The organism is Oceanobacillus chungangensis, from assembly GCF_003369565.1.
Lineage (GTDB): Bacteria > Bacillota > Bacilli > Bacillales > Amphibacillaceae > Oceanobacillus > Oceanobacillus chungangensis.
The window spans coordinates 100,364-115,701 of sequence record NZ_PIOD01000002.1; the positions used below are offsets into that span (position 1 = coordinate 100,364).

General features: G+C 37.0%; 17 protein-coding genes and 1 other annotated feature. Of the genes, 15 read left to right on the forward strand and 2 right to left on the reverse strand.

Annotation, left to right across the window (positions count from 1 at the left end; all coding sequences use genetic code 11):
- Positions 1-303: 303 nt before the first annotated feature.
- The 12 genes from CWR45_RS01615 to CWR45_RS01675 all read left to right on the forward strand — a co-directional run bounded on the left by CWR45_RS01615 (position 304) and on the right by CWR45_RS01675 (position 10,986).
- Complete coding sequence (locus CWR45_RS01615; protein WP_342770077.1) at positions 304-720, forward strand: cytosolic protein; 417 nt, start codon at positions 304-306, stop codon at positions 718-720.
- Between the two features lie 15 nt (positions 721-735).
- Positions 736-1,209, forward strand: a complete 474-nt coding sequence (nrdR, locus tag CWR45_RS01620; RefSeq protein WP_115748054.1) for a transcriptional regulator NrdR — start codon at positions 736-738, stop codon at positions 1,207-1,209.
- 152 nt (positions 1,210-1,361) lie between these two features.
- A complete protein-coding gene (locus CWR45_RS01625; protein ID WP_115748055.1) occupies positions 1,362-2,720 on the forward strand; it encodes a replication initiation and membrane attachment family protein in 1,359 nt (452 codons plus the stop codon).
- 5 nt (positions 2,721-2,725) lie between these two features.
- The gene (gene dnaI / locus CWR45_RS01630; protein WP_115748056.1) at positions 2,726-3,652 is read left to right on the forward strand and encodes a primosomal protein DnaI; all 927 of its coding nucleotides are present in this window, start codon (positions 2,726-2,728) and stop codon (positions 3,650-3,652) included.
- A gap of 290 nt (positions 3,653-3,942) precedes the next feature.
- On the forward strand, positions 3,943-4,809 hold the full coding sequence (gene ytxC / locus CWR45_RS01635) for a putative sporulation protein YtxC (RefSeq protein ID WP_115748057.1): 867 nt from the start codon (positions 3,943-3,945) through the stop codon (positions 4,807-4,809).
- Positions 4,810-5,209: 400 nt separating this feature from the next.
- Positions 5,210-7,156 carry a threonine--tRNA ligase gene (gene thrS / locus CWR45_RS01640; RefSeq protein ID WP_115748058.1) on the forward strand — a complete coding sequence of 649 codons (1,947 nt, stop codon included), beginning with the start codon at positions 5,210-5,212 and terminating at the stop codon, positions 7,154-7,156.
- A gap of 243 nt (positions 7,157-7,399) precedes the next feature.
- A complete protein-coding gene (locus CWR45_RS01645) occupies positions 7,400-7,996 on the forward strand; it encodes a class I SAM-dependent methyltransferase (RefSeq protein WP_115748059.1) in 597 nt (198 codons plus the stop codon).
- Between the two features lie 350 nt (positions 7,997-8,346).
- Positions 8,347-8,475: a sequence feature (ribosomal protein L20 leader region), on the forward strand.
- A gap of 156 nt (positions 8,476-8,631) precedes the next feature.
- Complete coding sequence (infC, locus tag CWR45_RS01655; protein ID WP_115748061.1) at positions 8,632-9,135, forward strand: translation initiation factor IF-3; 504 nt, start codon at positions 8,632-8,634, stop codon at positions 9,133-9,135.
- A 78-nt stretch (positions 9,136-9,213) separates the two neighbouring features.
- Entirely contained in the window at positions 9,214-9,408 is a 195-nt protein-coding gene (rpmI, locus tag CWR45_RS01660; protein WP_115748062.1) for a 50S ribosomal protein L35, read from the forward strand.
- A 40-nt stretch (positions 9,409-9,448) separates the two neighbouring features.
- Positions 9,449-9,805, forward strand: coding sequence for a 50S ribosomal protein L20 (rplT, locus tag CWR45_RS01665; RefSeq protein ID WP_115748063.1), 357 nt, complete (start codon positions 9,449-9,451; stop codon positions 9,803-9,805).
- A gap of 75 nt (positions 9,806-9,880) precedes the next feature.
- A complete protein-coding gene (locus tag CWR45_RS01670) occupies positions 9,881-10,159 on the forward strand; it encodes a DUF1294 domain-containing protein (protein ID WP_115748064.1) in 279 nt (92 codons plus the stop codon).
- Between the two features lie 254 nt (positions 10,160-10,413).
- Positions 10,414-10,986, forward strand: a complete 573-nt coding sequence (locus CWR45_RS01675; protein ID WP_115748065.1) for a TVP38/TMEM64 family protein — start codon at positions 10,414-10,416, stop codon at positions 10,984-10,986.
- 97 nt (positions 10,987-11,083) lie between these two features.
- Here CWR45_RS01675 and CWR45_RS01680 read toward each other — a convergent pair whose 3' ends face one another.
- Complete coding sequence (locus CWR45_RS01680) at positions 11,084-11,479, reverse strand: sigma-w pathway protein ysdB (protein ID WP_425453584.1); 396 nt, start codon at positions 11,477-11,479, stop codon at positions 11,084-11,086.
- A 610-nt stretch (positions 11,480-12,089) separates the two neighbouring features.
- Between CWR45_RS01680 and dut the strand changes: the two genes are divergently transcribed.
- From dut to CWR45_RS01695, 3 genes are all read left to right on the forward strand, one after another.
- A complete protein-coding gene (gene dut / locus CWR45_RS01685; RefSeq protein WP_115748066.1) occupies positions 12,090-12,524 on the forward strand; it encodes a dUTP diphosphatase in 435 nt (144 codons plus the stop codon).
- A 164-nt stretch (positions 12,525-12,688) separates the two neighbouring features.
- Positions 12,689-12,940 (forward strand): CpXC domain-containing protein, encoded by a 252-nt coding sequence (locus CWR45_RS01690; RefSeq protein ID WP_115748067.1) that lies wholly within the window; start codon positions 12,689-12,691, stop codon positions 12,938-12,940.
- A 150-nt stretch (positions 12,941-13,090) separates the two neighbouring features.
- Positions 13,091-14,176: a M42 family metallopeptidase gene (locus CWR45_RS01695; RefSeq protein WP_115748068.1), complete on the forward strand. Its 1,086-nt coding sequence runs from the start codon at positions 13,091-13,093 to the stop codon at positions 14,174-14,176.
- A 500-nt stretch (positions 14,177-14,676) separates the two neighbouring features.
- On the opposite strand, the gene CWR45_RS01700 is transcribed toward CWR45_RS01695, so the two are convergent.
- A complete protein-coding gene (locus CWR45_RS01700; RefSeq protein ID WP_115748069.1) occupies positions 14,677-15,297 on the reverse strand; it encodes a lytic transglycosylase domain-containing protein in 621 nt (206 codons plus the stop codon).
- Positions 15,298-15,338 lie beyond the last annotated feature (41 nt).

Below are 15,338 nucleotides of genomic sequence, written 5' to 3' on the forward strand. Positions count from 1 at the left end.
AATACAATAATATTTAATAGAGGGCTAGTAAACTAATATGTTTTTGTATAATCCCAGAGTAGTGTATTTCTGGAGCGACAGTCAAGGAAATGAATATCATTCAAAGCTAATCAGCACTTTATCCTCATTTTGATTTCTAATATTAATAGAGGAATTGGGCGAAATATGTTAAACTATTAGTTACGGTAAATGATACTTTGTAGTAAAGAAAGTGTACACACATATCTTTCTGCATAAATGCAACTAACCAATTCGCTTAAAGGCGTGGCGAATTTTCATGTTTTCTAAAAAAAACTTAATGAGGTGTGGCGATTGTCTATCCGCAATACATTATCCAAATATTTTAGTAATCATGCAGAAACAAGAGAAGATCATTGGGATTCATCTCTACAGACACGTTATTATAAAACAACAAAAGATAAAGCATTAAAGAAAATTGAAGAACTTATTGCCAAATCCGATAGTTTTAAAGTAAACTCTATTTCCGAGGAGCATGGAGAAATTGGCATCATTGCGACAAAAGGAAAAAAGGTTTTTATTGTTTTAACAGTAATCATGGTACGGCCATTTCAAACCGCAGTCGATTTTTCTGTAACGACAGAATCGATCATACCAATGGATTTCGGATATAGCACAAAACTAATCAATCAATTATATACGTTAGTCGATAAAGAACTACCACTAATTACAGAAACGAAAGCAAAACGATCGTTTACATGAACGGGGTTGAACTAAATGAAATGTCCCAATTGTGACTATAAAAACACAAAAGTGTTTGACTCTCGGCCGACAGATGAGAATAAGTCAATTCGACGCCGACGAGAGTGTGAAGAATGCGGGTTCCGATTTACTACTTTCGAACGTATGGAACAAGCCCCATTAATTGTTGTGAAGAAAGACGGTACAAGACAAGAATTTGCGCGAGAGAAATTGGTTCGTGGACTTATTCGAGCGTGTGAGAAACGACCAGTTCCTCTAGAGACAATAGAGGCAATTGCATCCAATGTTGAGAAAGAATTACGAAATTCTGGGTCATCCGAGGTTGCAAGTGATCAGGTAGGAGAAATGGTAATGGAACGACTTTCAAAAGTCGATGAGGTTGCCTATGTTCGGTTTGCCTCCGTTTACCGGCAGTTTAAAGATATTACAGTGTTTTTAGATGAATTAAAGGATTTAATTACCGATAAGAAAAATTCATTCGATTCTTAGAACGAAAGTAGAAGCTCCTGTTAAACAAAATACAGAGCTGAGGAAATACTGTTAGGAGCATAGGTGCAGGAGCTAAGTGTGCCAACTAGCAATAGAATGAAATGTTGAATTTTTTCTACTTTCTTATCTAATTATAAAAAGGGTGAGGTTATTTGAAATATTTAGGAAAAGTGTTACCAGTTGATGGGTATTATGTCATCTTACAAGAATATTTGCCGAATGATTATACGAAATCACTGGCACATCTCTATCAACCATTAATTGGTGTACATGCAGTCACATTATATCAGACTTTGTTGCATGAAATGGAGCTGCAATCCGATTCAACTCCTCAAACCCATCATACATTAATGAATTATTTGAATATCCCATTAGATGAAGTTTATAAAGCAAGACTGAAGCTTGAAGGTATCGGTTTATTGAACACCTTTAAAAAGCAAGCGGAGGAAAGAACGGTCTTTACGTATGAACTATTAAGTCCGTTTGCCCCAAGCGATTTTTTCAAGGATGCGATGCTTTCCCAGCTGCTGATGCATCAAATAGGGGACACGAAATATCATGCTTTAAAACGACATTATTATAAAGAAGCTCCTAGCGGCATCGGAGAGAATATTACCGCTCGATTTAATGAAGTATTTCAAACCTTTACGCCATCAATTGAAGCGGTGAAGCCTAAGGAAAAGGTTAATAAGATACAGGCGCGAAATGAGCGTTCAATTGATTTTTCGTGGATGGTACAAATGCTGAAGCAACGATTGATTCCAGTTGGTAAGGTATTAACACAGGAGAATCGTAAGCTCATTTCACAAATGGTACTGTTATACGGTTTAGATAGCTATGAAGTGGAGAAATCTGTATTATGGGCATTAACGGAAGATAATGTGCTTGATACAGATGAATTTAAAACAGCTTGTCATGATTTATTTAAATCGAAGCACTATGATAAATCAATAACGTTAACCGAGAAGAGAACCCCGCCGGAGCAACAGCAGACAGAACCGCAAACGAAGGAAGAAATGCTGATTCAGGAATTAGAATCCATCTCACCGAAGCAGTTGCTTGAGGATCTATCAGGTGGGAATCAGGCATCGGAGCAAGACTTAAAAGCCATTCGCGAGGTGATGGTTTCGCAAGGATTGCCAGCGCCTGTGATGAATGTGCTCGTGCATTATGTGCTATTGCAATCCAATATGAAGCTATCCAAAGCTTATTTAGAGAAAATTGCCAGCCACTGGTCGCGTGCCAATATTAAAACGGCGAAAGAAGCAATGGAATTTGCGAAAACAGAACAAAATAAATTCCAAAAGGGCTCGAAGCAGAAGACAGCCTATAATTACAAGCCGATATCAAAAGAAATTATTCCAGATTGGTTTAAAGACCGGAACAAGACGAAACAGTCAACAGTTGCTCAAACTTCGCAGACGGTTATCGATTTAGAAAAAGAAAAAGCAGAATTACAGGCATTACTTAATGGGAAAGCGATACCGCATAAAAATAGATCTCAAGGATGATTGCAATGGAACCAATCCAATCTTCACTAAAAAAATGGATGAGAGAAAATAAGAATTTCCAAGAAAACTATGTCAAAATCAGAAATGACGTACTCCAAGATCCGGAGATAAAAGAGTTTTTATCGATCCATCCAGAACTAACAAAGCAAGGAATTAATAAAAGCTTAATCAAATTATATGAGTATAAAACCCAATCGAAGCAATGCAATCATTGCGCGGCGTTTGAGGAATGTAAAAACATGCTTCCTGGCTACTCGCCAATTCTCCATGTCTCAAATAATGAAATACACCTATCCTATGAGAAATGCCATAGCCGATTAATGTATGAAAAAGAAAGAGATCAAGAAAAGCTCATTCAAAGTGTACATGTGCCGAAAGAAATTCTTAAAGCATCAATCAATGATGTGCATGTTGATGAACATCGAAATGAGGCAGTTAAAGAAGCGTTTCGTTTTATTCGGGAGGCAAGTGTGAAGCTTCCGAGAAAAGGAATTTATTTTCATGGACCATTTGGGGTTGGCAAGACATATTTCTTAGGTGCAATTGCCAATGAATTAAAGAAAATTAATATTTCTTCAATGGTTATTTACATGCCAGAATTTGTTCGTGAAATTAAGGGTTCGTTTAAAGACGACTCTGTAAACGAGAAAATCGATCGTTTTAAAAATGCAGATATACTAATGCTCGATGATATTGGTGCAGAAGTACAATCCGCATGGTTCCGAGACGAAATACTTGGCTCGATTTTGCAGTACCGGATGATGGAACAGCTACCCGTATTCTTTACGTCGAATTACACACTAGAGCAGTTGGAGAGCCAGCTTGCAACAACGAAAAGCGGTGTTGAAACGGTCAAAGCAGGACGGATAATTGAACGAATTAAACAAGTAAGTAATCCTGTAGCAGTATATGGAGCAAATCGCCGGAAATAAGGGAAAGCCATACGATCGAATGTGGCTTTCTCTATTTTTTTATGCTGAATTTTCGAAAGTTCTCTAGTAATTATTTAATAGAAAATAATAGGTCGATTTGTTTTGTAACAAATATGATGATGACTATTGCTCCTAACATCCTCTTTACGGAGCGGTATAACATTGTGCAGGTTGTTAACCAACTTACGGTAACCTTGCAATTGAAATTTTTACTAGATTCTCTTATTAATCATTTTTCCTTCACTTTGTCCATATAATGTAACAGTTTGGTGTGGATGAGGGTGATGTGAATGTTAACGGTATACATTGAGTCTGATCAAGAAGTGATTAGTTTTTGCGAGCATTTATTTCGTCATACAAAAAACATAGAAATTAATTGGAAAACGAATGAAGAATGGGGGAATGAAATCCAATTTGAAACGGTACATGCCGGACTGTTGGATACAATTGCAAAAGCAATGGTGGACGTATTCATCAACCATCGTTTGGGAACGATGATAAAGCAGATTATTGAGGACTTTTATTATTATTCAAATCCCGATGAAATTGAACGTATTCACGATTTAACGACCTGGATATACACAGGTGGCGATAGCGACAGTCTCCAGCTTAGAAAAAGCAAAGTTGATCGCAAGAAGGATCCAAGTAAATTACTGAACACATTATTCATCGCCAGTATGAAAAATACTGCAGACATTCATTATGAATCGATTGTAACATTCCGTCTTAAATCTTTTAAAGATGAACTAATTCATTATGTTGGTATTGCCATCGATGAATTTAAACGAGAAGAAGATCATCAGAGCTTTATTAACATGCTTCGTGAATATATTGCCAAGAAAGAAGCATTACTGCCCGTTATTCATATTATTCAAGGGACTAATTTTACATTTTATAAAGAAAGTGGAAAGCCGTTTACAAATATGGAATTACGCATATTAATGCAAAAGGAACCCCTTTATATCGTCGGATTGGACGAGAATGAAATGAATCTTTCACCATTAATAGCAATGACCCCCAAAAAAATCAAAATATATGGTGACGATCCATCTGAACCAAAGACCTTAACCGTTATTAATGTATTTCAGGAGAAAGTTGAGTTTCAAGCGTTACGCCATTTTCCTTTTACGTATTCTATGAAAAAGGAACGAAAATAAAGTTGCATTCTGAAAAATTTAGCGCTATAATTCCTATATAGTAATTTAAACTTATAAAAAAGTAATGATGAGGACATGATGCTTAAGTCTAACATACATTTAAGAGAGGGAAGTCATTTGGCTGTAAGCTTCCTAATGTATCGACAAGTAATTACCACCTCTGAACTCTACTATGGAAATAATAGTAATTAGTAGCGTCTTATCTGCGTTAAAGATCAATGAAGCCGTGAGCAAATTTCACGGGAATTAGGGTGGAACCACGAAGCATACAAGCGCTCGTCCCTTTGCATTTAATCGATGCAAAGGAACGAGCGCTTTTTTAGTAGGAACTAAGGCTGTCACCTAATGGCGATGTGGCAACCAGGTTCTCTATAATTTAATATTGAAGGGAGTAATTATGATGGAAACAGAAATTAACATCACATTTCCGGATGGAGCAGTAAAAGGCTTTCCAGCTGGAACAACTGGCGAAGAGATAGCTGGCTCAATTTCTTCGGGATTAAAGAAGCAAGCTCTAGCTATCAAGCTAGACGGAGAGTTAGTGGATTTACGTCGCGAATTAGACTATGGCGGTGCGATTGAAATCATTACGTATAAAAACAAAGAGGGCATTGAAGTGATGCGTCACTCTGCAGCTCATTTATTGGCACAAGCAGTGAAACGTCTCTATAAAGATGTGAAGTTTGGCGTAGGTCCAGTAATTGAAGAAGGCTTCTACTATGACATGGACATGGAACATTCCATTACACCTGAAGACCTTCCGAAAATCGAAAAAGAAATGAAACGCATCATCGACGAAAATTTAGAAATCAAACGCATTGAAGTTTCTCGTGCAGAAGCAATCGAGAAATTCCAAGCAATTGGTGATGATTTAAAACTTGAATTGATTGAAGCAATTCCTGAAGATGAACAGGTAACGATTTATGAGCAAGGGGAATATTTTGACCTTTGCCGCGGAATACATGTTCCATCAACAAGTAAAATTAAAGCATTCAAATTATTATCAATCTCTGGTGCGTACTGGCGCGGGGACAGCAATAATAAACAGCTGCAACGAATTTACGGAACTGCATTTGAAAAACAAGCAGAACTTGAGGAACATTTACGTATCCTAGAGGAAAGAAAAGAACGGGATCATCGTAAGCTAGGGAAGGAATTGGATATCTTTACTGTCTCCCAGCAAGTTGGTCAAGGTTTACCACTATGGTTACCAAAGGGCGCAACAATCCGTCGCAACATCGAGCGCTATATCGTTGATTTGGAAGAACGATTAGGCTATGATCACGTGTATACTCCAGTACTTGGTAGTGTTGAGTTGTACAAAACAAGTGGGCACTGGGAGCACTATAAAGACGACATGTTCCCACCGATGGAAATGGATAATGAAGAATTGGTGCTTCGTCCAATGAACTGTCCACATCATATGATGGTCTATAAAAATAAATTATGGAGCTACCGTCAATTACCAGTACGAATTGCTGAACTCGGAATGCAGCATCGCCATGAAATGAGTGGTGCATTAGCAGGATTGCAACGTGTACGTGCGATGACATTAAATGATGCACATATCTTTGCACGTCCAGATCAATTAAAAGAAGAATTTGTTCGTGTCGTAGAATTAGTGCAAAAAGTATACGAAGACTTTGGAATCAAAGATTATTACTTCCGCCTTTCTTATCGTGATCCGGAAGATAAAGAGAAATATATCGACAACGATGAAATGTGGGAATTAGCACAAACAACATTAAAAGAAACAATGGAAGAAATGAATCTGGATTATGTGGAAGCAGAAGGCGAAGCAGCATTCTATGGCCCTAAGCTGGATGTCCAGGTCAAAACTGCACTCGGTAAGGATGAGACCCTTTCTACTGTACAGCTTGACTATCAAGCAGCAGAACGTTTTGATTTATCCTACGTAGGTGAGGATGGCAAGGAACACCGTCCAGTCATTATTCACCGTGGTGTCGTATCAACAATGGAACGCTTTGTTGCCTTCTTAATTGAAGAATATAAAGGCGCATTCCCAACATGGCTTGCACCGACTCAAGTGAAAGTAATCCCAGTATCACCACAAGTGCATCTTGATTATGCAAAAGAAGTGGTAGATAAATTAAGACTACAAGGAATAAGAGTGGAACTCGATGAACGTGACGAGAAAATCGGCTATAAGATTCGCGAAGCACAAACACAAAAGATTCCATTCGCACTCGTTCTCGGTGATAAGGAAATTGAAGATCAAGCAGTAAACGTACGTCGATATGGAGAACAAAAATCAGAAACATACAGCTATACTGATTTTGAAGCATTAATCAAAAATGAAGTAGCAAATAAAGCATTGCGAAAATAGTTCCGTAGCAAATGTATCTTTAAAACTAAGATTTAACCATTTGTAATAAAGCCGCACTGTATCAACATTAGGTCAAAAATCCTGTTATATGCAGGATTTTTTTCTTTTCCGCAATCGCACTCTTTAATCGAGTAAGGGTGAATGAAACCTATTCTTATACAAAAGCGTAAATATAAAAAAGACTATTCATCATTATCCAAATGCCGTAATCTTCACATAAATTACCTTAGAGTGGGGAAAAATATGGAGCGTAAATCCTTAGTTAAAAAGTTTGATAAACAAGCAAATAAATCCCACAAACGCCAAAAAAATAATAGTGCTTATCAGTTTCGTGATCGCGTTTTTCAAGATGTAGAAGGCAAGGTGCTAGAAGTTGGTGTTGGTTCAGGCCTTAATTTTCCCTTCTACAAAGACGTTGAATTGACGGGGGTGGATTTTAGTAGTGAAATGCTGAAAATAGCCCGGAATGTTGCAAAAGAATATCCTTTTAAAGCTACATTTATCCAAGAAGATGTTGAGTCTGTTAAATTTAACGAAAACACATTTGATACAATCGTATCTTCTGGGACTTTATGTGCCTATCAAGACCCTGTCATTGTCTTAAACAACTTCCAAAAGTGGTGTAAGCCAGAAGGGAAAATACTTATGATGGAGCATGGAATCAGCACGAACAAACAAATAGCGTGGCTACAAAAAATATTGGATCCTTTGGCATTAAAATTAGTAGGGTGTCACCAGAACAGAAATATTAGTGAAATTGTAAAAAGGTCTAGTTTAAAACTTATTAGGGAAGAGCGTTACATGGCAGGATATTTATATTTGATTTGGGCTAAACCATAAGCACTTAGAAAGTATCAGTAAATCTAACTTACTGAACACGCTCTTCTCTTTTGTTCATTATTGGAGAAATATTACCAATAGAATTAAGCTTTATTCGAAAGCAGTAGCAAAAGAACAGTCTATCGTAATTGGATGGCTGCTTTTATTATGTCGCTTTTGTTGCTGATACCGTTACGATTTTCATTTCGCAGTCAAGATGACAAAACAATAGCCCTATCACATAAAATCATATTCTTGGACAATTTCCCAAATGATGCTATACTGAATACAGTAAATAAAGTTTTTCAAAATCTATATTTGACAATACAAAATGTAGATGATATACTTATAAAGTTGAAAATTAAATGATCTGAGACAAGAAGAAGCACCCGCTTCTCACCTGATTGACGCACAAATTGTGCAGTTGACTGGTTCCGAACTCTTTTTAATAGAAATTTGGAGACGTGTGGGTGCATTTGTACCGACACTTTTTTTAATTGTAGTTAAGAAAGTATTAAATATTTCTTACTACATAAGTGCAACTAAGGCTGTCACCGAAAGGCTAGGTGAAGCCAAGTTTTCTAAATAAAAATTCGCTTGTCAATAAAAGATCAGATTTACAAATAATTTGGAGGTGGCTGGCTATTAGCAAAGATATGAACGTCAATGAGAAGATTCGTGCTAGAGAAGTACGTCTTATCGATTCAAACGGTGACCAACTTGGGGTTAAAACACGTCAAGAAGCATTAGAAATCGCTGAAACTAGAAATCTGGATTTAGTGATGGTTGCACCTGGAGCAAAACCACCAGTTTGTCGGATCATGGACTTTGGGAAATATCGCTTTGAGCAACAAAAGAAAGAAAAAGAAGCTCGTAAGAATCAAAAAGTAATCAATATTAAAGAAGTTCGCTTTACTCCAGGAATCGGTGAGCATGATTTTGAAACTAAATTAAAGAATGCGAAAAAATTCCTTGAAAAAGGCGATAAAGTAAAAGCAGCAGTTCGTTTTCGTGGACGGGCAATTACACATAAATCACTTGGCCAAGAGGTACTAGATCGTTTAGCTGAAGAGCTGAAAGATATAGCAACAGTTGAAGCTAGACCGAAAATGGAAGGTCGTAATATGTTTATTATGCTTAACCCAATCAGCGAAAAGTAAGTAAGTTAACTGGTTTAAAGTAGCGAATTCCTTGTGAAAGATGTTGCTTTGGACGAACAAGACGAGGAGGAAATATTCATGCCAAAAATGAAAACTCATAGAGGTTCAGCAAAACGTTTTAAAAGAACTGGTTCTGGAAAATTAAAGAGATCACATGCATATACAAGTCATATGTTTGCAAATAAATCACAAAAACAAAAACGTAAACTTCGTAAAGGTGCGATCGTATCTCCTGGAGATTTCAAACGCATCAAAACAATGTTACCTAAATAAATAAAAAATTAGATCGTAAATGTACTAGGAGGGAATTATTATGCCACGTGTAAAAGGTGGAACAGTAACACGCAGACGTCGTAAACGCGTCCTTAAATTAGCAAAAGGTTATTATGGTTCGAAAAGAACGTTATTTAAAGTAGCAAAACAACAAGTAATCAAATCAGGTCAATACGCTTACCGTGACCGCAGACAAAAGAAACGTGATTTCCGTAAATTATGGATTACACGTATCAACGCTGCAGCACGTTTAAATGATCTTTCGTACAGCAAATTAATGCATGGTTTAAAAGTAGCAGGAATCGATATCAACCGTAAAATGTTGTCAGATCTTGCAATCAACGATGAACAAGCATTTGCTCAATTAGCTACGAAAGCAAAAGACGCTTTAAAATAAGTGCATATAGGGTCAAATCCAGCATTAGATTGGGTTTGACCCTTTTTACATTTTACATAAAAGGAGTTTTACGTAATGGAAATGATAGATCAACTACTAGCTTATCTACTGCTCGTAAATGTAATTGAATTTTTTCTAATGCGCGTTGATAAACAAAAGGCAATTAAAGGTCAATATCGAATTCCGGAACGAACCTTTTGGCTGTTAGCACTTCTGGGTGGCGCAATTGGTGCATATTCAGGGATGAAGCTATTTCGACACAAGACCAAGCATCGTTCTTTTACAATCGGCATGCCAATATTAATCATTATTAACATTGCTTTATTTGGTTATTTTATTACGGCGATAGGTTAGGCTGCATCATTGGGAATAACACTATCATTTATTTTTGTCATAATGGCTCGTCTCCTGTCATATACATGTATTAGAAAACTAAGGTTTAACCAAGCCTTTCGGTGACAGCCTTAGGGGAAGTTCGGTTAAAAACGTGACGTCCTATCGCAACACCGAACTGACCTACATCCTGTAGGCCCCACTTATGTAGTAAGAATTATTTTGTACTTTCTTAACTACCAAGGAAAGATCAGGTTAGATAAAGGGGGAGAGTCATGGAGCTTTTCGGAAATTATATAATGGCAGTCATTGAGACAGGTGGTTATTTCGCGCCGTTTTTGTTCATCATGATTCATTTGCTTCGGCCATTATTATTTCTTCCGGTAGTATTTATTTGTATTTCTGGTGGAATATTGTTTGGACCAGTTTATGGATCAATTTATTCATTTATTGGTATGACTCTATCATGCCTTATTTTTTATAGATTGGCCCACTGGAATCCGAAATCATTCGAGAAGTTATTACATGTGAAACAGAAATTACTTGGTAAATATACGAAGCTCACCGTGTCACAGGTTACCATACTGCGACTAATTCCGTTTATCCATTTTCATTTATTATCATTATGTTTAATTGAAATCTCGGAAAATAGTAAAGAATATACGAAATCATCGATTTTATCGACTATTCCTTTAGCGGTCATATACACTTGTATAGGTGGCTGGCTTTCTAATCTAACTCCTCTATCTATCTTCATTTTTCTAGCGCTATTATTGTTAATTATCTATGTTTTAAGAAGAAAAGAACTTATCATCAAATGGCATGAATTTTTCCACGTAACAAATTAGTAAAAGCGAAAGCACTCGTTTCAAGGCTTGTTGCATTTATCCAATTTAATTTTAAAAGGTCACTCATCTGTGCTTAAGGACTAGATGAGTGACCTATTTAGTGTAGCTTGGTAAGTAATAATTGATTGATTGGATGCTTCCATTCGATCTTTGAGTGTGGATAATGAATGAGCATTTCATTTTCTAAAAAATAAATATCTTCACGTGTGAAACCTTCTAATTCAAGTGGCTCCTTAACACTTACATGAATATCTACGACTTTAAAGGAATCCTCGGTCGCACCTAAATATTTCTCACCGATAAATAGACAGCCTTTATAAACAAATTGAAGATTCTTCTTACTATTATTTGCATCATCTAAAAAATAGAATTCATTTGCTTCTTTTGCTGCTTTTAACTTTCGCTGTGGATTACGAAGGTATTTAATTCCAGAATAAATGATCATCATGATTGAGATAAGAATTAAGAGCCTGAATAGTAGGACAATCATCATTGTAAACCGTCTCCTTATTAGTTTTAACCTATAATACGTATGAGCTATCCGGTAAGTTTCACTTATTTTCAAAATTCGTGTTACAATAATGTGACGGATAAATGAATTTTCATATCCCTATAGAATACGGTTGATTTTTGTATATTGTTAGTGTTAAAGAAAATATTGCTATATTTTTGCAATGTATTGCAACGCTTGAGTTAGAAAAACACTTTCGATGCATCTTCAGCCATTGTTATTCTTTCAGGACGGAAGGCTTCTGCGACATACCATCTACGAAAGATAATCGACAGTTATTTTCGAGGAGTCTTCCACCGCTACGAAAATGAAATGATTGCGGCTTAAGAATAGAAATATTATGCTCAAACCTCAATGGAGGAAATATACGGAGACTCCTGCGGGAAGAAGAGCCTAGGTTAGACTACGAAGTGCGTAGCACGAGAAGGCTCACCAGCTCCCCGCGGAAAGCGAATTGTATTTTCGGAACAATTGGATAGAGAGCATTGTTCCTTATACTTAGCAAATTTGAAAGTATATAAACTTTCGAGCTGGACAAAGATAATTCACTTTTGTAACAGCCCAAAATAATTACTGAAAACGAGGTATTAAAATGGAATATAACTTGAAAGTCAAGCTTATACATGAAGAAGCAAGATTACCGTACAGGGCAAATGCTGGTGACGCTGGATTGGATTTATTTTCAGTTGAAGAAAAAATAATCAAGTCTGGAGAATCAGCTTTAATAGCAACAGGAATACAAATGGAATTGCCTGAAGGAACTGAAGCACAGGTTAGACCTAGAAGTGGACTAGCACTGAAACACTCCATCACGGTTCTAAACAGTCCTGGCACAATTGACGAAGGTTACAGAGGTGAGGTCAAAGTAATTTTAATTAACCATGGTAAAGAAGATTTTAGAGTGGAAAAACAGATGCGAATCGCACAGATGGTGATTGCTCCTGTGTTACTTGTGAACCTAGTTGAAACTGAATCATTATCAGACTCAGTGCGAGATAAAGGTGGATTTGGATCCTCTGGAAAATAATACGTTATATTATTGAGAGCTAAATACAGCAACAACAGATACAAGAAATAAACAATTTTAATAGAAGTAGATTAATTTTAAACTGTTTCATAATTAATACGGATGTGAATTCACCTTCTTAATTTACTGTACTTCTATCTAGCAGGAAAGAATGTGATTATATAATGGAAGAGGAAAACATAATAGTTGGATTACTTCAAACAGCGGTCATAGTGGTTTTAGCATATTTATTTTTATATAAATATGCGGATATTTGGACAAAAACTACCCATTTTATATGTCCACATTGCGGCAATCGATTTAAATTATCAAAATTAAGTTTTGCATTAGCATTGAAGACTGGAGTCAGAAACGAACGTATTGTCACTTGTCCTGTTTGTGGTTATAAAGGTCGCATGCCCATTGAAAAGGATTAGAATTTAATATGGTTCATATTTGCCTATCTATCAATATAGCGTCAGATTATTCACGGGGAAAGTAAGAAATAAATAATTAAAGACAAAAATAAAGGCGTTTCATCCAAATTCACGCTATAATATGAATGTATCATAAGGAGGCTGTACATATTGACAAAATTAGATGAAACATTAACAATGCTAAAGGATTTAACTGATGCAAAAGGAATTCCTGGAAATGAAAAAGAAGTGCGTCAGGTTTTCGAGAAATATATAACACCATATGCAGATAAAATGACAACCGACAATCTAGGGAGCTCAATCGCGAAAAAGGTAGGTAATGAAGTCGAACCTAAGATTATGATTGCTGGTCATCTAGATGAAGTGGGTTTCATGGTAACACGTATTGATGACAAAGGATTTATTTATTTTCAAACCGTTGGCGGCTGGTGGAATCAAGTCATGCTTGCACAACGCGTAACGATTATGGGAAGTAAAGGCGACGTGACTGGTGTAATTGGCTCGAAACCACCACATGTTCTACCTGCAGAAGCACGTAAAAAGCCGTATGAAATTAAAGACATGTTTATTGATATCGGAGCAACTAGTAAAGAAGAGGCAGAAGCATTTGGTGTGAAACCAGGAGACTCAATTGTTCCTTATTTTGAATTTACAACATTAAAAAATGAAAAATTATTGCTCGCAAAGGCTTGGGATAATCGTATTGGCCTAGCAATTGTAATTGAAGTATTAAAACAGCTGAAAGATGTTGACCACCCGAATGTTGTCTATGGTGTTGGTGATGTACAGGAAGAGGTTGGCCTGCGCGGTGCAAAAACAGCTGCACATAAAATCCAACCAGATATTGGCTTTGCTGTCGATGTAGGAATCGCAGGGGATACACCGGGAATTTCGCCACATGAAGCAGACAGCAAGCTCGGTGATGGACCGCAAATCGTTTTATATGATGCATCGATGGTTTCTCACAAAGGATTACGTGATTTAGTCGTTCAAACGGCAGAAGAACAGAATATTCCCTATCAATTTACAACGATTGCAGGTGGGGGAACTGATTCTGGATCAATCCACCTTGTAGGCAATGGTGTTCCAACACTTTCAATCACGGTTGCAACTCGTTACATCCATTCACATGCCGGCATCCTGCATCGTGACGATTTTGAAAACGCAGTGAAATTAATTGTTGAAGTGATTAAGAAGTTAGATGCTGAAACAGTGAAGGAAATAATTTTAGCATAGGATTATGTGGAAAAGGGTGTCTTAGCAGAATGAATGCTGAGACTCCCTTTTTTATTAGTAAATTAAATATTTGGTGCGAATGAATTTTAAACAATTATATTATAAAGTTATTTTCAAAAGAAACACTAGCATCTTTGGCTAGTGTTAAGAAAGTATAAAAAAATCCCTACAACCCTTATTACAGGATTGGCCACGTCCAGTTCCAGCGCTCGTGCTCCTAGCGAGACTTCCCTCACCTCCGTACGATAAAGAAGACTTGCCGATTGGTTACACATGAGGCTTAGTCGCACTTATACCCTTGTGGTGAAAGTCAACATCGACTCCTCCTGATGTAAAGGATGGCCGACTAAAAGCAGGCTTTGCCAACGTCGGCATACCCCTAGAGTGAAGGGGCATGTTTCCTTTATCTCCTACGAAGGAATGTTCGACACGTCGAACCACCCCAAACTACGGGGCGCAGTCCGTACTCAGCACAAACGGGCGCTTCCACTTTTGTTCTGTTAAACTAAATACGAATTCATTACTTTCTTCACATAGTTCTGGGTTTCATTAAATGGTGGAATACCTTGATATTTATCAACATTTCCGGGGCCGGCATTATACGCTGCAAGTGCGAGCTCTAGGTTGCCATTATACTTATTGAGCATTTGACTCAAGTATTTCGTACCACCTTCAATGTTCTGACTCGCATCAAATGAATTGAGAACACCTAAGGATCTTGCTGTTGCCGGCATTAATTGCATCAATCCTTGTGCACCAGCATGGCTTTGTGCAGAGGCATTATAATTGGATTCCGTTTTAATGACTGCATGAATCAGTTTCTCATCAATCCCATATTTTCCAGCTACTGAAGAAATCGTGGCATTAATATCACCACTTGGTACAGAATAATTTACAGCAGCTTGTCCTGCATACGTCTGCATTGGATATACAGCAGGCATAGCTGCTGGACTATTACTATTTGCAGTCGACAGCATCATCGCCGTATTGATTTTATCTTGCAGTAATTGTTTAAACGATATATCTACTATATTCATGTTTTGTGAAGAAGATGCACGAGTAGATGTCATTGCTGATAATGCTTGATATTGAATCATTTGTTGTAAATCTCTGATTTCCATTAACACGGTACTCCCTTCGACCTATACCTTTATTCTAAGAT